This window comes from Acidovorax sp. HDW3, assembly GCF_011303755.1.
Classification (GTDB): domain Bacteria; phylum Pseudomonadota; class Gammaproteobacteria; order Burkholderiales; family Burkholderiaceae_C; genus Paenacidovorax.
The window spans coordinates 1,727,944-1,748,549 of record NZ_CP049885.1 but is presented as its reverse complement, the minus strand read 5'-3'; the positions used below and the strand labels follow the sequence as shown (position 1 = coordinate 1,748,549).

General features: G+C 62.8%; 17 protein-coding genes. 9 read left to right on the top strand and 8 right to left on the bottom strand.

Annotated elements, in window-relative coordinates; genetic code table 11:
• Positions 1 to 115 precede the first annotated feature (115 nt).
• Positions 116 to 886, top strand: coding sequence for a ribonuclease (locus G7045_RS07910; RefSeq protein WP_166159133.1), 771 nt, complete (start codon positions 116 to 118; stop codon positions 884 to 886).
• Between the two features lie 21 nt (positions 887 to 907).
• A complete protein-coding gene (locus tag G7045_RS07905) occupies positions 908 to 2,599 on the top strand; it encodes a phospholipase D-like domain-containing protein (protein ID WP_166159132.1) in 1,692 nt (563 codons plus the stop codon).
• Positions 2,600 to 2,707: 108 nt separating this feature from the next.
• On the opposite strand, the gene G7045_RS07900 is transcribed toward G7045_RS07905, so the two are convergent.
• Positions 2,708 to 3,043, bottom strand: coding sequence for a hypothetical protein (locus G7045_RS07900; protein ID WP_166159131.1), 336 nt, complete (start codon positions 3,041 to 3,043; stop codon positions 2,708 to 2,710).
• A gap of 148 nt (positions 3,044 to 3,191) precedes the next feature.
• On the opposite strand from G7045_RS07900, the gene G7045_RS07895 reads away from it, so the two are divergent.
• Both G7045_RS07895 and G7045_RS07890 read left to right on the top strand, forming a co-directional pair.
• On the top strand, positions 3,192 to 4,352 hold the full coding sequence (locus G7045_RS07895) for a helix-turn-helix domain-containing protein (RefSeq protein ID WP_166159130.1): 1,161 nt from the start codon (positions 3,192 to 3,194) through the stop codon (positions 4,350 to 4,352).
• 391 nt (positions 4,353 to 4,743) lie between these two features.
• Positions 4,744 to 6,903, top strand: a complete 2,160-nt coding sequence (locus G7045_RS07890) for a P-loop NTPase fold protein (RefSeq protein WP_166159129.1) — start codon at positions 4,744 to 4,746, stop codon at positions 6,901 to 6,903.
• A 585-nt stretch (positions 6,904 to 7,488) separates the two neighbouring features.
• Here the strand turns inward: G7045_RS07890 and G7045_RS07885 are convergent.
• The 4 genes from G7045_RS07885 to prfB form a co-directional block, all read right to left on the bottom strand.
• Positions 7,489 to 8,586 carry an IS5 family transposase gene (locus G7045_RS07885; RefSeq protein WP_166159128.1) on the bottom strand — a complete coding sequence of 366 codons (1,098 nt, stop codon included), beginning with the start codon at positions 8,584 to 8,586 and terminating at the stop codon, positions 7,489 to 7,491.
• A 150-nt stretch (positions 8,587 to 8,736) separates the two neighbouring features.
• The gene (locus G7045_RS07880) at positions 8,737 to 9,747 is read right to left on the bottom strand and encodes a class 1 fructose-bisphosphatase (RefSeq protein ID WP_166160394.1); all 1,011 of its coding nucleotides are present in this window, start codon (positions 9,745 to 9,747) and stop codon (positions 8,737 to 8,739) included.
• Positions 9,748 to 9,768: 21 nt separating this feature from the next.
• A complete protein-coding gene (gene pepN, locus G7045_RS07875) occupies positions 9,769 to 12,480 on the bottom strand; it encodes an aminopeptidase N (protein WP_166160393.1) in 2,712 nt (903 codons plus the stop codon).
• A gap of 30 nt (positions 12,481 to 12,510) precedes the next feature.
• Positions 12,511 to 13,615, bottom strand: a protein-coding gene (gene prfB, locus G7045_RS07870; protein WP_166159127.1) for a peptide chain release factor 2 whose coding sequence is annotated in 2 segments (ribosomal slippage) — positions 12,511 to 13,533 and positions 13,535 to 13,615 — 1,104 coding nt in all. Because the reading frame shifts where the segments join, the coding sequence is not laid out codon by codon here.
• Positions 13,616 to 13,730: 115 nt separating this feature from the next.
• On the opposite strand from prfB, the gene G7045_RS07865 reads away from it, so the two are divergent.
• Entirely contained in the window at positions 13,731 to 14,225 is a 495-nt protein-coding gene (locus tag G7045_RS07865) for an aminoacyl-tRNA deacylase (RefSeq protein ID WP_166159126.1), read from the top strand.
• Between the two features lie 34 nt (positions 14,226 to 14,259).
• Positions 14,260 to 14,958: a glycerol-3-phosphate 1-O-acyltransferase PlsY gene (plsY, locus tag G7045_RS07860; RefSeq protein WP_166159125.1), complete on the top strand. Its 699-nt coding sequence runs from the start codon at positions 14,260 to 14,262 to the stop codon at positions 14,956 to 14,958.
• Between the two features lie 37 nt (positions 14,959 to 14,995).
• Here the strand turns inward: plsY and G7045_RS07855 are convergent, their stop codons facing one another.
• On the bottom strand, positions 14,996 to 16,015 hold the full coding sequence (locus tag G7045_RS07855; RefSeq protein ID WP_166159124.1) for an HD-GYP domain-containing protein: 1,020 nt from the start codon (positions 16,013 to 16,015) through the stop codon (positions 14,996 to 14,998).
• A 14-nt stretch (positions 16,016 to 16,029) separates the two neighbouring features.
• Entirely contained in the window at positions 16,030 to 16,515 is a 486-nt protein-coding gene (locus G7045_RS07850) for a YajQ family cyclic di-GMP-binding protein (protein WP_166159123.1), read from the bottom strand.
• A 64-nt stretch (positions 16,516 to 16,579) separates the two neighbouring features.
• Between G7045_RS07850 and murB the strand changes: the two genes are divergently transcribed.
• A complete protein-coding gene (murB, locus tag G7045_RS07845; protein ID WP_166159122.1) occupies positions 16,580 to 17,656 on the top strand; it encodes a UDP-N-acetylmuramate dehydrogenase in 1,077 nt (358 codons plus the stop codon).
• 252 nt (positions 17,657 to 17,908) lie between these two features.
• On the opposite strand, the gene G7045_RS07840 is transcribed toward murB, so the two are convergent.
• Positions 17,909 to 18,775, bottom strand: a complete 867-nt coding sequence (locus G7045_RS07840; protein WP_166159121.1) for an MBL fold metallo-hydrolase — start codon at positions 18,773 to 18,775, stop codon at positions 17,909 to 17,911.
• Positions 18,776 to 18,880: 105 nt separating this feature from the next.
• On the opposite strand from G7045_RS07840, the gene G7045_RS07835 reads away from it, so the two are divergent.
• Together G7045_RS07835 and G7045_RS07830 are read left to right on the top strand one after the other, a co-directional pair.
• A complete protein-coding gene (locus tag G7045_RS07835) occupies positions 18,881 to 19,774 on the top strand; it encodes a LysR family transcriptional regulator (RefSeq protein WP_166159120.1) in 894 nt (297 codons plus the stop codon).
• Between the two features lie 166 nt (positions 19,775 to 19,940).
• Positions 19,941 to 20,606, top strand: a complete 666-nt coding sequence (locus G7045_RS07830) for a 7-cyano-7-deazaguanine/7-aminomethyl-7-deazaguanine transporter (protein ID WP_166159119.1) — start codon at positions 19,941 to 19,943, stop codon at positions 20,604 to 20,606.

Below are 20,606 nucleotides of genomic sequence, written 5' to 3'. Positions count from 1 at the left end.
GCAGATGCACCAAAGCTTCGCTGACGACGGGTCGTCATATTTCCGCCGAAGAATAGCGAGACATGAGCATGTCAGAACCATGCGCAGGTGTGTTTCGCCACAACGGGAGGTCATCATGGGACTTGGATTTAGACGTGCAACTTGGACGCATGTCCTGCTCTGCGGCATGCTGGCAACCTTTGCGCCCCAAGTCTCTGCGCAAGAAATCTGCGCATTGCCTGGCACGGTCGAACCCGCTCCGCCAAGGCCTGTGGATTACGTCAACAAAGACCTGCCGACGGACTATCTGGCCATGGTTCTGTCCTGGTCGCCGGAACATTGCGAAGCCCAGCGCAACAAGCCCAAGCCTGCACGAGAGAAGCACGCCTTTCAGTGCTTCTCCGGGAATCGATTCGAATGGGTGGTGCATGGCCTGTGGCCCCAGAACGGACAGGCCCGCTCTAATCAGGATCACCCGCGCAACTGCCAGAGCGTCGGTTCGCTGCCAGCCCCTTTGGTCAAGCAGCACCTCTGCATGATGCCGGGCTCGGACCTGATGCAAAACGAGTGGCAAGCCCATGGCACGTGCGGCTGGTCATCGCCTTACCGCTATTTCTCCGACATCCAGACCGTGTACACCTCGGTGCGTCGCCCCACTACGCAGGACATGGTGGGCATCAAGCCAAGCCCGAATCAACTGGTCGACGTTAAGGTGGCCGACATCAAGCAGGCTTTCCTGGCTCGCAACCCGGCTTTGCTAGCCGATAGCCTGCGAGTCAACGTAGCCTCGGGCAACCGACTCAAGGAACTATGGATTTGCCTCGACAAGGGCCTCAAGCCCATGCGCTGCCCGGCAGGCGGAACCCCTGACAGCCAGAAGGTCAGGGTCAGGACCCCTTACCAGTAGCCACCTCGGGAGGAACGCCCCATGCGAGCATCGGCCACCGGTCCCTATTTGCGCCTGCGCGCCATTGCCGGCACCCATGTCGTCGTCCTGGCCTGGGACTTCGTGGTTCCACCGGACATCTCCACGCTTGTCGGCGAAAGCAACCTCCTCGGCTTTGCCGTGCATCGACAAAAGTTCGACGCGGCCGGGAATGTGCAAACGAGCTACTACTTGCGAGGCCTCAAGCGGTTCGAAGACAAGGACAAGGGGCTGCCGCCGGGCACGCTGGTCCCCACCAGCGAGCATCCGATCCAGAGCTTCCTGTGGGCAGACTACACAGCCGCTGCCGGCGTGGAATACGAATATGCGGTGGAGCCTGTCTTCGGCGAGCCCAAGAAACTATGGATCGATGAGGCTCAGGGCGTCTCGGTCCGCGTTCGCTGCGAAACCACTGCGGTTTCTGCTGGCCAGAGTTCCCGGCACGAGGTTCACTTCAATCGGGGCGTCATCGGCTCTCAGGCCTATGCACGGGAATTCGACAATGCCGCTCCTGATTCGAATGCCCCTGCTTCCAAACCGATGAAATGGCTCTCGCGCGGCCTGTATGAGGCCCTGCTCGCCTTCATCAAGCGCGGCGCCAAGCAGGGCACGGGCTTGCGCGCGGCCTTCTATGAATTCCGTTACCTGCCTGTCGCTCAGGCGCTGCGTGACGCCGCAGACAAAGGCGATGTACAGATCGTCTATGACGCGGAGAGCACCTACAAGGTGGAGAACGAAGCCACGATCGAAGAGGCGGGCCTGGCCGAATTCGTCCATCCTCGAACAGTCACCGCAGGCATCCGTCACAACAAGTTCATCGTGCTTCTGAAGGACGGCAAGCCGGTCAGTGTGTGGACAGGGTCGACCAACATCTCCGCCGGCGGAATCTTCGGCCATTCGAACGTTGGCCACGTCGTTCATGACCCGGAGATCGCAGCGCAGTACCTGGAGTACTGGGAGCGTCTGCAGCACAACCTCACGGCCACTAAGTTGCGCGAGCCGAATGCCGAGGCGAGTCCAACTCCCTCGTTGCCCCTGCAGCCAGGTACTTATCCCTTGTTCAGTCCTCGCGAAACCAAGGAAACTCCACAGGCAGAGAAGACCCTGCAGTGGTATGCAAACCTGGCCGAGGCTGCCCAGCAGTTAGTGTGCTTCACAGCGGCCTTCGACATCGCTCCGGAATTCCTGGCCGTCTTTCAGAAGCAGAACGATGTGCTGCGCTACATCGTCAAGGACGATCCGCTCAAGAAGACCGAGGATCTTGGCGCTGATGGCGACGTGATCTTCGCACCAGGCGGCTACATCGAGGATGACAACGCGCTCACGAACGCACTCAAGGAAAGCGGCAACCCGCTCAACAGCAACGACTACATCCACACCAAGTACATGCTGGTCGATCCACTGGGAGAACAGCCTACCGTCGTAACTGGATCGGCGAACTTCAGCAGTTCATCCCAGACGCAGAATGACGAGAACATGCTCGTGATCCACGGCGACACCCGGGTGGCGGACATCTACTTCGGGGAGTTCATGCGCCTGTTCGACCATCACTACGCGCGCTACCTGGCGGCGAAGTACCGGCGCAACCCCAAAAGCCCAGGAAACTACTTGAAGGCGCAAACCGACCAATGGTTGCCCGCACACCTGGACCCGTCGAACTACCGATCAAAGCGGCGCAGCTATTTCGTTGGTTGACAGGCGCGCGGCCGGTCCATGCAGCGATTGAACGATCTGTAGTGGACAAAAAGCTGAGGCATCCAGAACGTTCCTGACCACCGACCTCGAATCGGAGACGGGACGCGCTCACCCGTGTGTGGTGCAGCGTCCACCCTGGCCTTGCACCCACAGTGCGGGGCTGGTAACCATGGATAGGCCGCGAACGATTCCTTTGCAAGGCTTGCCAGTTTTGGTGAGGCCAGAGCAGATCACTTTGTAGCCTGAACGGTGCCATGCAAGGTAATCCTCTCTGCTCACCCGATAGTGTTCGGCGAGGTATCCAACAGGATCGGCCGCATACCGGATCACTTCTTGGGATGGGAGCGGAACGGTCGCTTGACCATGCGGATGGTCATGCGTTGCATAGAACCCGACTTGCTTCTCGGCCAGTTCTTTGACGACGTCTGCGAGCTGATTGGTCATGGCTGCGATTCGAACACCAGTGAAAAGACAGATGGTAGCTCTTGGCCATAGTGCCGACGGTGGGTTCCAGCAATCGCGGGGTGCAAGTAGATGCAGGACGATGCCCCGCTTCTGACCGCATCCGCCCAGGTTTGTGCATGATGTCGCCATGATCATCGAACCGTGGGCTGACGCCCAGCTATCTGAAGAGCTCCCTCGACTTGCTCAGGGCGGCGAGAGTGAGACTGTCGAATTCAAGCGGGAGTTGCCGAAGCAGGTAAGAGATCTCGCGAAGGAGATCGCGGCCTTCGCCGCCAGCCGCGGTGGCCGTCTCCTTCTTGGGGTGGCGGACGATGGCTCGATTCCTGGAGTCGCAAATGCACATGACTCAGCGGTACGGGATGATTTCGAAAGGCGGATCGTGGGCGTTTGCCAGATCATCGACCCTCCTGTTCGTCCGCAGATCAATTGGGCATCAGCCAATGGGAGCGGAGTTCTCGTCGTCACCGTCGAGAAGGGTTCGGAGTCTCTGTACTACGTGGATGGGCGCGCGTACATCCGGCATGGCCCGGTCTCCCGACCGGCGACGCCCGCAGAGATTCGCGCTGCCTTGGTCCCCGCGGCGGCTACGGAGCGTGCCAAGAATCATCCGGAGCTGTCTGCGCTGGCCGACGTGCTTGCCAATGTGCGGCGCTGGAGCGATACCGACGCCAATATGCGAAGCCTGAAGCCCTGGGTTGATGAGTGGTCAGCGGATGCTGAAACCTATGCATCGAAGCTTCGCGACCTGTCCGTCACAGACTGGGCCATCGACAGCCACGTCGATGAACGATTGGAAGCCATAGCTGAGAAGCTCGATGAAGTCGCGCAGTTCCGGCACTACATCGGCGGAGGGGACAGCTTCGACGACGTATGCAGCGCTGCAGGCTTCGCTGCTGCGGAGTTGATGCGCGAACTGGTCGACCCGGTCGAAATCAGCCAAGAGACTCAGCGCGAAGTCCTAGAAGCGGTTGCCAAGCTGGCTCGCAAGTTGGCCCAGATGTGGGAGCGAGCCGGAAAAGAAATCTTCGACGGGCGCGTCGAGAAAGCCCAGCAGGAAACCTACGGCATCGGCCAGCAAATCGCGAAATGGACCTACTTCAGGCTGTCCCTGCTGCCAGAAAGCACGCTACTCGACCTGCGCCGCATCGGTCTTGGCTTGCTCCAACTGGTGTCCATGAGGGTCTACATGGATGGTGGCACGTCGCTTCAGCACATCGTCGATGATGCTCAGGTTTTGGTGAACGAGTTGAAGGCGAGCGTGGAAGAATTTCCGCGCTTCGACCGGTGAGTACCTTGCTAGCCGCTGTTTAGACTTCGGACTGCTGCGAATTTCTGCCAGAGGCGTGGCTCGCAGCGCCGGTGCGCTCGCCATTTATGCGCTGGCCCGCGCTTCAGGCTGCCGTAGATGCACAATCGCCAGGCTCCTATACGACTCCTGGCTCGGATGCAGTGCGTTTGCGCTCGGAAACCAGATACTCTCGAAACCCGTGTCAGGCATAGATTTTCGCCCTTGCGGTGGAAGCAGAAATCTCTTGACAGTGGACATTTTCAATTGAACTCCTTCCAGATTGGCCTCACTCTCGGCTTCTAGAACTGTTGCGGAAAGTCGTGACGCAACACGCTTTTGAAAGCGTTGTGAGCTGCTACATACCGACTTTCGTTAGAAGAACGGGACCAAAATGAATGATCTTTCGCACAATGATCAACCCATATTGACGCCGTCGGAAGACCGCTTTGGGATAGATCCATTTGCAGCTGCACTGGCAAAAAGCATTCTCAAGATCCAATCGCCAACGGGATCTGTGATCGCATTGAACGGGCCATGGGGTTCCGGCAAGAGCAGCGCTTTGAATCTCATCCGACACCACCTTGATGGTGCCGTTAAGGCTGGTGACGTCGCGGTTATCGATTTCACCTGCTGGTGGTTTCGGGGTGAAGAGGCGCTCGCGCTGGCCTTCTTTCGAGAGCTGTATGCAGGCATGTCGCCGACATTGGGAGAGAAACTCAAAAAGTCTCTCCCTAAGCTCGGTGCCCGACTATTGAAGGCTGGGGCGGTCTTGGGGAGCGCAGCAGATCTTGCCGGCGCAGGCGGTGCTGGCGGTGTAGCTGGTGGGGCCATGGAATGGCTCGGTGGACTCATCCAGCAAGAGGAGGGCGTGGAGAAGCTGCATGCAGACCTTTCGAAAGCGCTGGCGGAGCAGCCTCGGCGTTTCCTGGTCGTAATCGACGACATTGATCGGCTCTCACCAGACGAGGCGCTGCTGATTTTCCGGTTGGTGAAGTCGGTCGGTCGCTTGCCGAATGTCATGTATCTGCTGGTGTACGACCGGCAACTGGCCGAGAAGATTGTCAGTGAGCGATTTCCTTCGGAGGGACCGCACTACCTGGAAAAGATTGTCCAAGCGGCGTTCGAGCTGCCGGAGCCGATGACCACTGATGTCCATCGGCATCTTCTTGCACAGATAGGGGCCATCTGTGGAGACCTGCCACAGGAGCGTTTGCTCCGATTCATGAACATCTTTCATGAAGGGGTTGCACCAGAAATGCGCACCCCACGAGATGTGGCACGGTTTACCAATTCGCTGGCTGTAACTTGGCCCGCAGTGGCGGGGGAGGTTGACCCAGCAGACTTTGTCGCCTTGGAGGTTCTGCGGCTGTTGCACCCGGACATTTACCGCTCAGTCCGCCAGAACAAAGATCGTCTGTGCCATTCGGCAGGTGGTGAGCGCGATGACAGGGGGGCACGCGCAAAAGAATACGAAGACTTGCTGCTACGTTCGTCCGTAGGCGCTCAGCGCGAGCGGCTCCGCAACACCATGATGAGGTTGTTTCCTGTGCTTGAGGCTGTGTGGGGAAACATGCACTATGGGGGAGACTTTGGACGCCGGTGGGCCGCTGAGCGGCGTGTATGTTCAGCATCTCATTTCGATGCGTACTTTCGCTTCGCCATAGGCGCGAAAGTTCTTTCTGCAGCGGAACTGGATGGACTCATTGCGAAAGCTCATGACTCCACGTTCATCGCCGCCGAAATGCGAAGGGCTGCCTTGATTGTGCGGCCTTCAGGGGGAACCAAGGCGGCCGTGGTACTTGACGAACTTAACTTACATGCCGAGAAGGTCGACGTGGCGTATATCGAACCGCTGCTGACAGGACTCTTCGCGGTGGCTGATGAGATCAATGTCGAAGCAGATCGTGGCGGGGCCTTCAGTATGGCAAGCAACGAATTACGCTTGCATTGGCTGTTACGCAGCCTCACCAGGGATCGTCTTACGCTGGACCAGCGGTCCGCGATCTACGTCGCCGCATGTCAAACAGCTTCGTTGGGGTGGTTGGCCAGCTTTGCTGATTCGGCATGGACAGACTACCACCCTCGTGAGGGAAAGGAGCCTGAGCCCGAAGACAAGTGTCTAACGACTGCCGCCGATGCAGAGACGCTGCGAAAATTGCTTGGGAATAGGATCGCGGATGCTTCGAAAGATGCCTCACTCCTCAAGAGTCAAGATCTGGCATATCTGCTGTACCGTTGGAGTGAACTGGCCAATGACGACGGTGCGGTGGTCAAACAGTGGACCTCCGGGCAGTTGGCTACCGACGAGGGGGTCAAGCAGTTTGCAGTTGCATTCACTTCGTACAGCTGGAGTCAGGGTCTCGGAATGGGCGGCCTCGGTGACTTTGTGGCGAGGCGGACGACTCGGGCGCAAGTGAAGGGCCTAGACCGCTTGATGGATGTAGCGGAGTTTCGGCGGCGCGTGGAAGAGGTTGCAGCCGGAGGATCGTCTCCAGAGGTCTCGGCGTTCTTGGAAGCATGGCGGCGTCAGGAGCAGGGACTAGACGACTAGCTGATGTTGCCTGTTCGGCTCGTTGCGCAATCTACAGATGTGTTTTGCCTCAGGCGAGAGCAGATTCCGCTATCCTATGTCCTGATTGACGATGGTGTCGCCGGAATCGCTTCCCCGCAAATCGCTCCATTTCCCGCGCCAGCAAAGGATGCGCGCTTCTGACGGTAAAAGTGACGGTAACGCCCTATGTTGATCACAGCCAATCCCTTTAACCACGCGGGTTTAGGCGATTTGTTGATGATTGAGTGGGAGTGAAATCGGGTCCTTCGGGGTCTATCGCCAGCTATCGAAGAAAAGTCGTAACGTATTGATTTATAAGTAAATACGTCACGGCATCTATCGGTAGCTATCGCCAGCAAGCGGAACAAGTTGGCGGTAAAGGTGACGGTAGATCCCTAGGGCCGGATTAAGACCCTGCCGTTAACTATTCGGACCAAACCGGTCTTTGACGGTAAAACACTCATAAGGGAACCTCTAAAAACCGCCAGTTTTCACCCCGAGCCAGTCGCAGCGAGGCCACCCTCTCGAATTTGCCCATTTCTTAGGCAATTCAAGCCATTTTGAGGCCATTTCCCGCCCCATTTTTCACCCATTGGCCCCTTGCAGACGCACCTGGCTCTTTGATGGCTTGACCTTGAAGAACACATCCACTCCATCTTCCAGGAACCGCGCCAGGCGCTTGAGGTTGTAGCAGGTGGCCATCATGGTCATGGCCACCGTGGCGCGGGCCTGTCCGATGGTGCGGATGATCTTGCCGCCCATGTGGCGCATCTGGGCAAAGGGGTGTTCTACCCGCGCACGGGTCTTGGCGATGCGCTTGTTACGGCCCTTATGGCAGTCACTCAGGGGTTGGTTGGGCTTGGCCTTGCGCTGGATGTGTTCGCGATAGCCCAGCACTTTGAGCATTTCACTGCGCCGAGCGCCGGGGTAACCCCGGTCGGCATAGACGTCAAGGCTGGTGTTGCCCTCATCGATCACTTCGTCAAAGTGCCTGCTGTCGTGCTCGCTGGCGGTGCCCGTGGTGATCTTGCGGATGAACTTGTGTTTCACGTCCACGCTGATGCTCAGCTTGTAGCCGTGGTAGCTCTTGCCGTGCTTCTTGGTATGGGTCGCATCCAGGTCTTTCTGTCTGCGCTTGGCGGCGCTCCAGTCTTCGGGGATGTCGCCTTGGTCGAGCTGCTCTTTGTCCTTCTTGGTCAAGTGCTGGATGGGGGCGCTCACCAAGGTGGCATCGATGATCTGCCCGCAGCGCGCCAGATAGCCGTAGCGCAGCAGTTGGTTGTCCATGGCTTGGAACAGCGCCGTCACGCCATCAACGCCCAGGCGCTGTTGGTAGTGCCAGATGGTGTTACGGTCAGGAATGGTGGCGCTGTCCTGCAGCAGGCAAAAACGCCGGTAGCTCATGCGGTCGAGAAGCTGGTACTCGGTCTGCTCGTCGCTGAGCTTGTACAGATGCTTCAAGACTAGGATGCGTACCATCACCTCGGTGGGATACGGTGGACGCCCGCCCCGGCTGGCGTCACCGCGAGGCAGCAGGGTGTCGATGGTCTGTGTGAGCTGGGCAAAGTCAATGTGCCGGGCGATGAGCTGCAGCGGGTCGCCCAGCGATTCGATTTTGCGCTTGTGGGCTGCGTCGGCAAACAGGTCGGGCTTGAGGGCGCTGCGGGCGGGAGGTGGGCTCATGTGGGGATTTTCTGGTTTTTTGTGCAGGCGCTCAGGGAACGACGGGGGTTTTTAGAGGTTCCCTGTTGAACCACGACACCTTCCTGGGTTTTCTGGATAAAAAAACAGCGCATGTCACATGCGCTGTTTTTTTATGTCGCAAGGCGCGTATTACAGGCCATTGTGGTAACTGGTCACGCGCTCCACTTCGTTTTTCGATCCCAAAATCACGCTCACGCGCTCGTGCAGTTGGTTGGGCTGGATGTCCAGGATGCGCTGCTTGCCGTTGGTGGCGGCGCCGCCGGCTTGTTCTACCAGCCAGCCCATGGGGTTGGCTTCGTACATCAGGCGCAGCTTGCCGGGTTTGTTGGGCTCGCGCTTGTCCCAGGGGTACATGAAGACGCCGCCACGGCACAGGATGCGGTGCACGTCAGCGACCATGCTGGCAATCCAGCGCATGTTGAAGTCTTTGCCGCGTGGGCCTTCCTTGCCCTGCAGGCATTCGTCGATGTAGCGCTTCACGGGTTCGTCCCAGTGGCGCATATTGCTCATGTTGATGGCGAATTCCTTGGTGTCCTCGGGAATGCGCACGTTCTCGCGCGTCAGCACGAAGGAGCCCTGTTCGCGGTCGAGCGTGAACATGGCGACGCCGTCGCCCACCGTGAGCACCAGCGTGGTCTGCGGGCCGTAGATGCAGTAGCCGGCGGCGACCTGCTGGTGGCCGGGCTGCAGGAAGTCGGCCTCGGTCACGCCGGGGTGGCCTTCGGGTTTTTTTACCACGCTGAAGATGGTGCCGATGCTGACGTTGACATCGATGTTGGACGAGCCGTCGAGCGGGTCGAACATCAGCAGGTATTCGCCCTGCGGGTAGCGGTTGGGCACGAGGTAGATACCTTCCATTTCCTCGCTGGCCATGGCGGCGAGGTGGCCGCCCCATTCGTTGGCTTCGATCAGCGTTTCGTTGGCGATGATGTCGAGCTTCTTCTGCACCTCGCCTTGCACGTTCTCGCTGCCGGCGCTGCCCATCACGTCGCCAAGCTCGCCCTTGTTCACGGCCAGGGCGATGCGCTTGCAGGCGCGGCCCACCACTTCGAGCAGCAGGCGCAGTTGCGGTGGGATGCGGCCATGGTCGCGCTGCTGCTCGACCAGGTAGCGGGTGAAGGAAATGCGGTGGTTGTTCATGCTCATGCAATAGCTCCGGGGTTATTGATCGGCCAGTGCGCGGGTCACGACCTCGCGCACGTCGTTCGATAGCTCGGCCTTGGCGGCCACGCGGGCGATGGCCTCGCGGGCGGCGCTGCGGTAGGGCTCGGCGAGTTTTTTCCAGCGGTCGAGCGCGCGCGCCAGGCGGGCGGCCACCTGGGGGTTGATGGCGTCGAGCGCCAGCACCTGGTCGGCCCAGAAGACGTAGCCGGCAGCGTCCTGGCGGTGGAAGGCCCCGGGGTTGGCGCTGCAGTAGCTGAAGATCAGGCTGCGCGCGCGGTTGGGGTTCTTCAGCTGGAAGTCCGGGTGCTTGAGCAGCGCCTTGACGGCGGGCAGCACGTCGCCACCTCGGTCGCAGCGACCGGCCTGCAGCGCAAACCATTTGTCCAGCACCAGGGCATCGTCCTTGAACAGCGCGTGAAAGCGCGCCAGCGCGGGCTGGGCCAGTTCGTGGCCGCTGCCGACCAGGGCGGCCAGGGCGTTGGCGCGGTCGGTCATATTGCCCGCCACCTTGAAACGCTGGTAGGCCTTGCCGGGCCAGACGGCGTCGCCGCTCTCGCGTGCGGCCAGGCACAGCATGGACAGGGCCAGGCCGGCGAGTGCACGGCGGCCGCTGCTGGCGGCGTCGGGCTGGTAGGCGCCGCTGGCCTGGTGGGCGTCAAAAGCCTCGGCCCAGTCGGCGTGCAGTTGCGTCGCCAGCGCCAGGCGCAGGGTTTCGCGCACGGCGTGCACTTGCTGCGGATCGACCTCGTCGAGCTGCTCGGCGATGTAGCTCTCGGACGGCAGCGTCAGCACCAGCTCCTTGAAGGCGGCGTCCAGCTCGGGGTGGCGCAGCACGCTGCGCAGGGCTTGAACCAGCTCCAGGGGCAGCAATGGGGCATCAATTTGACCGCTAGGGCGCTCCAGGCAAGCGCAAGCAGCTATATTTTTGATAGCAATGCGCAGCAGCAGGCGCTGGCCCGCCTCCCAGCGGTTGAAGGCGTCGCTGTCGTGCGCCAGCAGGTGCAGCAGCTCGGCGTCGCTGTAGGCGTACTCCAGCACCACCGGGGCGCTGAAGCCCCGCAGCAGCGAGGGCACGGGCTGCGCGGCGACGTTCACAAAGGTCAGCGTCTGGCTGGCTTCGGTCAGCACCACGGTGCGCTCGGTGCCGCTGGCCTGCGCTTCGCCAGCGAGCTGCAGGGGCAGGGCGTTGCCGTCGGGGCCGAGCAGGCCCAGCGCCACGGGGATGACGAAGGGCAGCTTTTGCGCCTGGCCGGGCGTGGGCGGGCAGGTTTGCGTGAGCGTCAGCGTGTAGGTTTGCGCGGCGCTGTCGTACTGGCCCTGGGCTTGTACCCGGGGCGTGCCGGCCTGGCTGTACCAGCGACCGAACGGTTCGCGGTGCGCGGCCAGCGGGCTGTTCGGATTCGCGTCGGCCATGGCGGCGAGGAAGTCGTCGCAGGTGACGGCCGAGCCGTCGTGGCGCTCGAAGTACAGCTTCATGCCACGGGCAAAGCCTTCACGCCCCACGAGGTTGTGCTGCATCCGCACCACCTCGGCACCTTTTTCGTAGATGGTGACGGTGTAGAAGTTGTTGATCTCGACGTAGCTGTCCGGGCGCACCGGGTGGGCCATGGGGCCGGCGTCTTCGGGGAACTGGGCGGTGCGCAGCACGCGCACGTCCTCGATGCGCTTGACGGCGCGCGCCGAAGGGCTGCCCGCCATGTCCTGGCTGAACTCCTGGTCGCGGAACACCGTCAGGCCCTCTTTGAGCGAGAGCTGGAACCAGTCGCGACAGGTGACGCGGTTGCCCGTCCAGTTGTGGAAGTACTCGTGGCCGACCACGCTTTCGATGTTGGCAAAGTCGGCATCGGTGGCCGTGGCTTCGCTGGCCAGCACGTACTTGGTGTTGAAGATGTTGAGGCCCTTGTTCTCCATCGCGCCCATGTTGAAGTCGCTGGTGGCGACGATCATGAAGCGCTCCAGGTCGAGCGAGAGGCCAAAGCGCGTTTCGTCCCAGGCGATGGAGGCCATGAGCGAATGCATGGCGTGTTCGGTCTTGCCCAGGTCGCCCGGGCGCACCCAGACTTGCAGCAGGTGCGGCTTGCCCGCGCGGCTGATGATTTGCTGCTCGCGGGCGACGAGCTTGCCCGCCACCAGGGCGAACAGGTAGCTGGGTTTTTTGTGCGGATCGACCCATTTGGCAAAGTGGCGGCCGTCGTCCAGCGCGCCACTTTCCACCAGGTTGCCGTTACTGAGCAGCACCGGGTACTGTGCCTTGTCGGCGCGCAGCAGCACGGTGTAGCTGGCCATCACGTCCGGGCGGTCGAGGAAGTAGGTGATGCGCCGAAAGCCCTCGGCCTCGCACTGCGTGAAGAAGGTCTCGCCGCTGACGTACAGGCCCGACAGCTGCGTGTTCTTGATGGGCGCGCAGGTGGTGAAAATCTCCAGCGCAAAGGGCTCGTCACCCTCGGGCAGGTTCTCCAGCACCAGCTGCTCGCCCTCGATCTTGAACGAGGTGCCGGCGCCGTTGACCAGCACGCGCGCCAGGTTCAGCTCCTCGCCGTCAAGGCGCAGCGGCTGCGGCGCTACGTCCGGGTTGCGGCGCAGGCGCATTTTGTTCAAGACGCGGGTCTTGGCCGGGTCCAGGTCGAACGTGAGCTCCACGCTGTCGATCCAGTAGGCGGGCGCCTGGTAGTCGAGGCGCTGCACGGCGGTGGCTTGTCCTTCTCTCATCATGGCTTGGGCTTTCGGTGGGGCGCGTGCTTACACGCCTTGCTTGAGGGAGGCTTCGATGAACACGTCCAGGTCGCCGTCCAGCACTTTTTGTGTGGCCGAGACTTCGACGTTGGTGCGCAAATCCTTGATGCGGCTGTTGTCGAGCACGTAGCTGCGAATCTGGTGGCCCCAGCCGACATCGGTCTTGGTGTCTTCGAGCTTTTGCTGCTCTTCCATGCGTTTGCGCATCTCGAAGTCGTACAGGCGCGAGCGCAGGCGCTGCCAGGCGACGTCTCGGTTGGAATGTTGGCTGCGCCCATCCTGGCACTGCACGACGATGCCGGTGGGGATGTGCGTCAGGCGCACGGCCGAGTCGGTCTTGTTGATGTGCTGGCCGCCCGCGCCCGATGCGCGGTAGGTGTCGGTGCGCACGTCCGACGGGTTGATGTTGATCTCGATCGAATCGTCGATCTCGGGGTAAACAAACAGTGAGGCAAAGCTGGTGTGGCGCCCGCCAGAGCTGTCGAACGGGCTCTTGCGTACCAGGCGGTGCACGCCGGTTTCGGTGCGCAGCAGGCCGTAGGCGTATTCGCCTTCGATCTTGATGGTGGCGCTTTTGATACCCGCCACATCACCGGCGGTTTCTTCTTCCACCGTGGCTTTGAAGCCCTTGCGTTCGGCGTATTTCAGGTACTGGCGCAGCAACATGCTGGCCCAGTCGCAGGCCTCGGTGCCGCCAGCGCCGGCCTGGATATCGACAAAGCAGTTGAGCGGGTCGGCCTCCTGGCTGAACATGCGACGGAATTCCAGCTCCTCGATCAGCGGCAGCAGCTTGGCGGTCTCGCCTTCGATGGTGACGAGGCCGGCCTCGTCGTCTTCCTCGCGGCTCATCTCGTAGAGCTCGGCGTTGTCGGCCAGCTCAGCGGTGAGCTTTTGCAGCGTCACGACCACGCTGCTGAGCGACTTTTGTTCTTTGCCCAGCTCCTGGGCTTTTTTGGGGTCGTTCCAGACGGCGGGGTCTTCTAGCGAAGCGTTGACGGTGCGCAGGCGTTCGTACTTGGCATCGTAGTCAAAGATACCTCCGTAACTCGGCCGTGCGCGTGGCCAAGTCCTGGAGGGTGTTGCCGATTTGGTTGATGCGTTCTGCTTCCATGGTGCGGGTGTCCTGTGTGTTTTGGGCGAAATAACCGGCGATTTTCTCATGGGACGGATGCCTGCCCCCGCGCGGATGAATATCCCCCTGTGATTTGTCGCTACCATTTTTAGCCATGGCAAAAAAGACTTCCCACGTCAGCGAAACCCCGGCCACCCTGTTGCTGCGCCAGCAGGGCGTAGCCTTTACCGAGCACCCCTACGACTACGTCGAGCATGGCGGCACGGCAGAATCCGCCCGCCAGCTCGGGTTTGACGAGCACATGGTGGTCAAAACCCTGGTCATGCAGGACCAGGACGCCAAGCCGCTGATCGTGCTCATGCACGGCGACTGCAAGGTTTCCACCAAGAACCTGGCGCGCCAGATCGGCGCCAAGAGCGTCGTGCCCTGCCAGCCCGAGGTGGCCAATCGCCACAGCGGTTACCTGGTGGGCGGCACCTCGCCCTTTGGTACGCGCCGCGATATGCCGGTGTACATCGAAGAGAGCATCCTGGCGCTGCCGCGCATCGCCATCAACGGCGGGCGGCGCGGCTTTTTGCTGCAGCTCGACCCCCGGGTGTGCCTGCAGCTGCTGGCGGCCAAGCCGGTGCAGTGCGCGCTGGCAGAATAGCGCCCTCTTTGATTGACTGGCCAGGAACACTGCGTTGACCGCCTCTTTTTTCTACCCCCTGCTCGCCACCGTGGCGGCGTATCTGCTCGGCTCGCTCTCGTTTGCCGTCATCGTCAGTCGGGCCATGGGCCTGTCCGACCCGCGCACCTACGGCAGCAAAAATCCCGGCGCTACGAACGTGCTGCGCTCGGGCTCGAAGGCGGCGGCAGCGGTGACGCTGCTGCTCGATGCCGTCAAGGGCTGGGTGCCCGTGGTGCTGGTGCTGGCCTGGGGCCAGCCCTACGGCCTGGAGGAGGGCACGGCCGCGCTCGTTGGCATGGCAGCGTTCCTGGGCCATCTGTGGCCGGTGTTTTTCCGCTTTGTCGGCGGCAAGGGCGTGGCTACGGCGCTGGGCGTGCTGCTGGGCTTTAGCGGCTGGCTCGGGCTGGCGGCGGGCCTGGTGTGGCTGGCGGTGGTTCTGGCCACGCGCTACTCCTCGCTGGCCTCGCTGGTGGCGGCGGCGCTGGCGCCGGTCATTTACCTGCTCGCCAGTGGCTTGCTGTGGTTTGCCAATGCGCCCATGGCCCTGGTGATGGCGGTAATGGCGGGCCTGCTCGCCTGGCGCCACCAGGAAAACATCCAGCGCCTGCTGCAGGGCAAGGAATCCAAGGTGGGCGGCAAAAAAACGCCGCCAGCGCCGGCCGCACCGGCGCCGGTGGCGAAGAAAAAAAGCGCCGCTAAAAAGCGCCGCTGAAAAGGGCAGATCAGTAGGGCCGGTGCTTGCCGGGCCGTCAGTGCAGCGTGCCCGGCATGGTGACCATGCTGCGCAGCTGCTGCTGGCTGTGGCGCGCGGCGTACAGGCCCAGGCGCACCATGGTGCGGTGATTGGCCTCGGCGGTGACGGCGCCATGCGCCAATGCCGATTGCACGCGCGGTTTTCCCAGGCTGGTCTGGTGCAGACGCGGTTCGGGGCGCGGCGTGCCCTTGGCGTCCAGAATGCTCGCCACCAGCGGCTGGTTGGCCTTGTTGCTGCGGCGCAGGACGACAGCGGTGTCGCCGTTGTCCAGGCGCACAAAGGTGCCCGGCGGGCACAGGCCGACGGCGCGCACCAGGGCGTAGCTCACTTCCTCGCGCAGCGTGTCTTCCTGGCCGACGATGGCGCGCACCGAATCGGTGGCGCTGCGCCCTTCGCGCGATTTGCGCGGGCTGATCATGGCGGCGTAGCGGTCGATGGTGCCAAGAATGCGCGTGAGCCGGTCGGCTGCCGGCAGCTGCGCCAGCGGCTCGCGCTCGGGCAGCGGCGCGTGGTGCTGGCCGACCACGTCCAGCCACAGCTCGTCTTGCACGAACAGGCGCGAGAGCAGCAACTGGCCTTCGCGCGGGTGGCTGCGGATGGCCTCTTGCTGCGCTGCGCTGGGGCGTTCGCGCTGGCCGGCCAGCAGGTCTTGCAGCGCGGTCATGGCGATGTTCATGGTGAGGGCAGCGTGCACCAGGCTGTCGCGCTCGGGCGCGGGCAGCTGCAAATCCTGCGCCACGATGTGGCACAGCGTGCCGCAGACCAGGGCGTGCGAGGCGCTGTAGCCCACCGTCGAGGTCGAGGCGAGCTGGAACATCAGGTAGAGCGCGGCGTCGGTGTCGTGCGCCACCAGGTCCTGCAGCCAGCGGTCGAGCTGGCCCACTTTGGCGACAAAGTCCTGCGTTTGCATGGGCCGCGCCAGCAGCGCCGACAGCGCCGATTCCAGGTCTGACCACAGCCCGAGCAAATCCTCGTACTGGTCTTCGAGCTGGCCGTCGTGTGCGGGCGCTGCCATGGTGCGGTGGGGGCTTAGTCGCGGAAGTTGTCGAACGACAGCGGGGTGTCGTCGATCTCCTTGCGGATCAGGGCCATGGCGGCCTGCAGGTCGTCGCGCTTGGCACCGCTCACGCGTACCTTGTCCTCCTGGATGGCAGCTTGCACCTTGAGCTTGCTTTCCTTCATCAGTTTCTGGATTTTTTTCGCCAGCTCGGACTCGATGCCGTTCTTGACCTTGACCGCCTGCTTGAGCTTGTCGCCGCCGATTTTTTGCGGCTTTTGCACGTCCAAAAAGCGCACGTCCACGCTGCGCTTGGTGAGCTTGCCGCGCAAGATGTCTTCGACCTGCTGCAGCTGAAAATCGGCGTCGCCAAACAGGGTGATTTCCTTGTCCTTGAGTTCGATGGCGGCGCTGGTGCCCTTGAAGTCAAAGCGCGTACCGATCTCTTTGGCGGTGTTTTCCACCGCGTTTTTCACTTCGACAAAATTGGCTTCGCAAACGGTATCAAAAGAAGGCATGGCAATACTCGGGTGTCCTGGTACAAACCCGCACCCGCTGGGGGTGGGTGCGACAATGCGGGCGATGTTAGTCGAGAAAAACGTTCCCCTTCAAAGTTACAACAGCTTTGGCATTGCCGCGCGCGCGCATACCCTGGTGCGCGTGCGCAGCGCCCAGGGCCTGCACGCGCTGCTGGCCGACCAGCGCCTGGGGGCGCAGCCGCTGTTCGTGCTCGGCGGGGGCAGCAATATTGTGCTCACTGGCGACGTCAAGCCCGTGGTGCTGAAGATGGAAATCCCCGGAATGCGCCTGCTCGAAGAAACCGAGCGCGGCTGGCTGATCGAGGCCGGCGCCGGCGAGCGCTGGCACGACCTGGTGGCCTGGACGCTGCAGCAGGGCTGGCCCGGGCTGGAGAACCTGGCGCTCATCCCCGGCACCGTGGGCGCGGCGCCGGTGCAAAACATCGGCGCCTACGGCGTCGAGCTGCAAGACCGTTTCCATTCCTTGGTGGCAGTGGACTTTGCCAGCGGCCAGCCCTTCACCCTCGACGCCGCGCAATGCGCCTTTGGCTACCGCGATTCGGTGTTCAAGCACGCTGCCCCCCTGGCCGCGCACGAGGGGTCGGGCCTGCCCCGGGGCATGGGGCTGGCCGGGCGCGCCGTCATCACCCATGTGCGGCTGTGGCTGCGCAAGGACTGGCGCCCGGAGCTCGGCTACCTCGACCTGGAGCGCAAACGCCAGGAAGAGGGCGTGGCCGCGCCCACGGCGCAGCAGATTTTTGACTGGGTGTGCGCCATCCGCCGTGCCAAGCTGCCCGACCCGGCGCTGATCGGCAACGCCGGCAGCTTCTTCAAGAACCCGACGGTGACGCCCGAGCAATGCCAGGACATCATCGCGCGCGAGCCCAAGATCGTGCACTACCCGCTGGCCGACGGCTCCATCAAGCTCGCCGCCGGCTGGCTGATCGACGCCTGCGGCTGGAAGGGCAAGACCGTGGGCCGCGCCGGCGTGTACGACAAGCAGGCGCTGGTGCTGGTGAACCGGGGCACGCCCGAAGACAGCGTCACCGGCGGCGAGGTCATGACCCTGGCCAAGGCGATACAGACCAGCGTGTACGAGCGCTTTGGCATCCGGCTCGAACCCGAGCCGGTGGTGCTGTAGCGGCTTCGGGCTTTGGTTTTGCTTCTTTTTTGATAGCTGCTAGCGCTTGACTGGCAAGCGCTAGAGCCCAAAAACGCCTGATTAGCGACTTGCCTCAGACTCTTTCCCCCATCCGTTCGGGCTGAGCTTGTCGAAGCCAGGGCACTGCCCGAGCTTGCCCTTCGACCCTTCGGCAAGCTCAGGACAGGCCAAGCTCAGGGCGAACGGGGTATGGCTCAGGCATGTCGCCAATCAGGCAAGAACGCTCAAAAATCACCAGGCCATCTCGCCCTTGTTCACCTTGGCGCCCAGGTCGAGCGTGCTGCTCTCGCCGAGCTGCGGGTAGGCCGCGCGCAGGGTCTGGATGACGCCTGCGCTGTCTGGCGACTGCTGCAGCGCCGCCTCGAACTTCACCAGGTAGCCGCGCGTGAAGTCGATCACCCCGGCGTCGGTGGCTGTGCCGGCGGCCATGTGGCCCGGCACCACCACGCGCGGCTGCAGGGCCTTCATGTCGTCGAGCTGGGCGATCCAGGCCTGGCGCTCGGCGGGCTTTTGCGTGTCGGCCGTCCACACGTGCATGTGGCCGAACAGCGCCACGTTGCCGACGATGGCGTGCAGCGATGGCACCCACACGTAGGGGCGGTGCGCCAGCGGCCCGGTGGTGCCGCGCAGCTCCACGGCCTGGCCATCCACGGTGAGCGTGGTGCCCGCCAGGGCCTCGGGCAGCACGGGCCGCACGGGGGCGTTTGCGCCCATTTTGGGGCCCCAGAAGGCCAGCTTGCCGGCCATCTTGGCCTGGATTTTCTCGCGCACGGCGGGCGTGGCCACCACGCGGGCCTGCGGGAACAGGGCCTGGAGCGTCTCGGCGCCAAAGTAGTAATCCGGGTCGGCGTTGCTCACCAAGATGGTGCTGAGCGTCTTGCCGCTGTCGAGCACGTTGGCGGCGATGCGGTAGGCGTCGGCGCGCGTGAAGCCGGTGTCGATCACCAGCGCCTCCTTCTCGCCGCTCAGCAGCACCGAATTGACGTGGAAGCTGCCGGCGCCGGCGTTGTACACCGTCAGCTGCAGCGGCCCGGCGGCGTGGGCGGCGCCGAAGGCCAGGGCGAGGGTGGTGCAGAGCAAGGTGGTGCGCAAAGTCATGAAAAAAATCCGGTTGAAAAACGATGGACAGGACTTTATTGCTTGAAACGATGCAGATAAACGCCTCAAAATGCGCTTGATTGTTTCTTGATTTGCGCAAATACCATGGACCGCCTCACCGCCATGCGCGTCTTCGCCGATGTGGCGCAGACCGGCAGCTTCACCGCCACCAGCGCGCGCCTGGCCCTGTCGCGCGCCATGGTCACGCGCTACGTCGCCGCCCTGGAGCAGTGGCTGGGCGCGCGCCTGCTGCAGCGCACCACGCGCCGTGTGACGCTGACCGACGCCGGCGAGCAGTGCCTGCGCCGCTGCCTGCAGATGCTGGCCATTGCCCAGGAGGTGGAGGAGGCCACCGCCCCCGCCGATGGCGCGCTGCGCGGGCAGCTGCGGCTGACCTGCAGCCTGTCGTTTGGCTACGCGCAGCTCGCGGCGGCGCTGGGCGACTTCCTGGCGCTGCACCCGCAGCTGCACGTGGATTTGCACGTCGGCGATGGTTCGGTGAACCTGGTGGCCGAGCGCATCGACCTGGCGATCCGCATCAGCGCCGACCCCGATCCGGCCCTGATCGCGCGGCCCCTGGCCCGGTGCGAATCGGTGCTGGTGGCCGCGCCCGCCTACCTGGCGCGCATGGGGTGCCCGGCACAGCCGGCCGACTTGGCGGCGCACCGCTGCCTGGGCCACGCCAACTTTGGCCGCAGCGAATGGCGCTTCACCCACGCCCAGGCCGGCGTGCAGGCGGTGAGCGTGCCCACACGCTTCACCGCCAACGACGCCGTGGTGCTGATGGCGGCGGCGCAGGCCGGCGCCGGCATCGCGCTGCAGCCCACCTACCTGGTGCGGCCGCTGCTGCAGGCGGGCGCGCTGCAGGCGCTGCTGCCCGGCTGGACGCCGCCGCAGCTCACGGTGTACGCGCTCTACCCGTCGCGCCGCCACCTGGCGCCGGCAGTGCGCGCGCTGCTGGATTTTTTGGTGCAGCGCTTTGCCGGTGCGCCCTGGTAGGCGCATCAAAAATGAGAGCGGCTCACGCTTGTCCAGCAAGCGTTACAGCCAGATTGGATTCAAATTTGGCGCATCTTTACCGGGTGGCATATCCCGCGCGCCTATAATTGCGGCCCGCGTTTTCTTCCATGGGTTCCCTCGCCCCCATCCATCAAAAAGGACTGCCATGCCATCCGCACTGGCGCGCCCCTCGCGCGTGCCGTTTTATCTCTCCCTCCTGGTGGCGTTTCACATCGCCATCGTCATTGCCAGCAACTACCTGGTGCAGCTGCCCATCACGCTGTGGGGTTTTCACAGCACCTGGGGGGCGTTCAGCTTTCCCTTCATCTTCTTGGCCACGGATTTGACGGTGCGCCTGATCGGCAAGCCGGCGGCGCGGCGCGTCATCACCCGCGCCATGGTGCCGGCGCTGCTGGCCTCGTATGTGGTGGGCGTGCTGTTCCACGAGGGCGGCTTCAAGGGCCTGACGGCGCTGGCCGAATTCAACACTTTCGTGTTTCGCATCGCCTTTGCCAGTTTTGCCGCCTACGTGCTGGGGCAGTTGCTGGACATCCAGGTGTTTGACCGCATCCGCCAGAGCAGCAGCGCCTGGTGGCTGGCGCCGGCGGCGGCGTCGGTGTTTGGCCAGGCGCTCGATACGCTGGCGTTTTTTGCCATTGCCTTCTGGCACAGCCCCGATCCCTTCATGGCCACCCACTGGGTGGAGATTGCCTGGGTGGACTACGTCATCAAGCTGGCCGTGAGCCTGCTCTTGTTCGTGCCGGCCTATGGTGTGGCGCTGGCGGCCATTGTGCGTTCCATGGGGCGCTTGCCGCAGCCACGGGCGGCATGA

What these genes read in the sequence shown, in the direction of transcription:
- G7045_RS07910 (WP_166159133.1), top strand. Translation starts at nt 116, where the DNA reads ATGGGACTTGGATTTAGACGTGCAACTTGGACGCATGTCCTGCTCTGC.
- G7045_RS07905 (WP_166159132.1), top strand. Translation starts at nt 908, where the DNA reads ATGCGAGCATCGGCCACCGGTCCCTATTTGCGCCTGCGCGCCATTGCC.
- G7045_RS07900 (WP_166159131.1), bottom strand. Translation starts at nt 3,043, where the DNA reads ATGACCAATCAGCTCGCAGACGTCGTCAAAGAACTGGCCGAGAAGCAA.
- G7045_RS07895 (WP_166159130.1), top strand. Translation starts at nt 3,192, where the DNA reads ATGATCATCGAACCGTGGGCTGACGCCCAGCTATCTGAAGAGCTCCCT.
- G7045_RS07890 (WP_166159129.1), top strand. Translation starts at nt 4,744, where the DNA reads ATGAATGATCTTTCGCACAATGATCAACCCATATTGACGCCGTCGGAA.
- G7045_RS07885 (WP_166159128.1), bottom strand. Translation starts at nt 8,586, where the DNA reads ATGAGCCCACCTCCCGCCCGCAGCGCCCTCAAGCCCGACCTGTTTGCC.
- G7045_RS07880 (WP_166160394.1), bottom strand. Translation starts at nt 9,747, where the DNA reads ATGAACAACCACCGCATTTCCTTCACCCGCTACCTGGTCGAGCAGCAG.
- pepN (WP_166160393.1), bottom strand. Translation starts at nt 12,480, where the DNA reads ATGAGAGAAGGACAAGCCACCGCCGTGCAGCGCCTCGACTACCAGGCG.
- G7045_RS07865 (WP_166159126.1), top strand. Translation starts at nt 13,731, where the DNA reads ATGGCAAAAAAGACTTCCCACGTCAGCGAAACCCCGGCCACCCTGTTG.
- G7045_RS07855 (WP_166159124.1), bottom strand. Translation starts at nt 16,015, where the DNA reads ATGGCAGCGCCCGCACACGACGGCCAGCTCGAAGACCAGTACGAGGAT.
- G7045_RS07850 (WP_166159123.1), bottom strand. Translation starts at nt 16,515, where the DNA reads ATGCCTTCTTTTGATACCGTTTGCGAAGCCAATTTTGTCGAAGTGAAA.
- murB (WP_166159122.1), top strand. Translation starts at nt 16,580, where the DNA reads ATGTTAGTCGAGAAAAACGTTCCCCTTCAAAGTTACAACAGCTTTGGC.
- G7045_RS07840 (WP_166159121.1), bottom strand. Translation starts at nt 18,775, where the DNA reads ATGACTTTGCGCACCACCTTGCTCTGCACCACCCTCGCCCTGGCCTTC.
- G7045_RS07835 (WP_166159120.1), top strand. Translation starts at nt 18,881, where the DNA reads ATGGACCGCCTCACCGCCATGCGCGTCTTCGCCGATGTGGCGCAGACC.
- G7045_RS07830 (WP_166159119.1), top strand. Translation starts at nt 19,941, where the DNA reads ATGCCATCCGCACTGGCGCGCCCCTCGCGCGTGCCGTTTTATCTCTCC.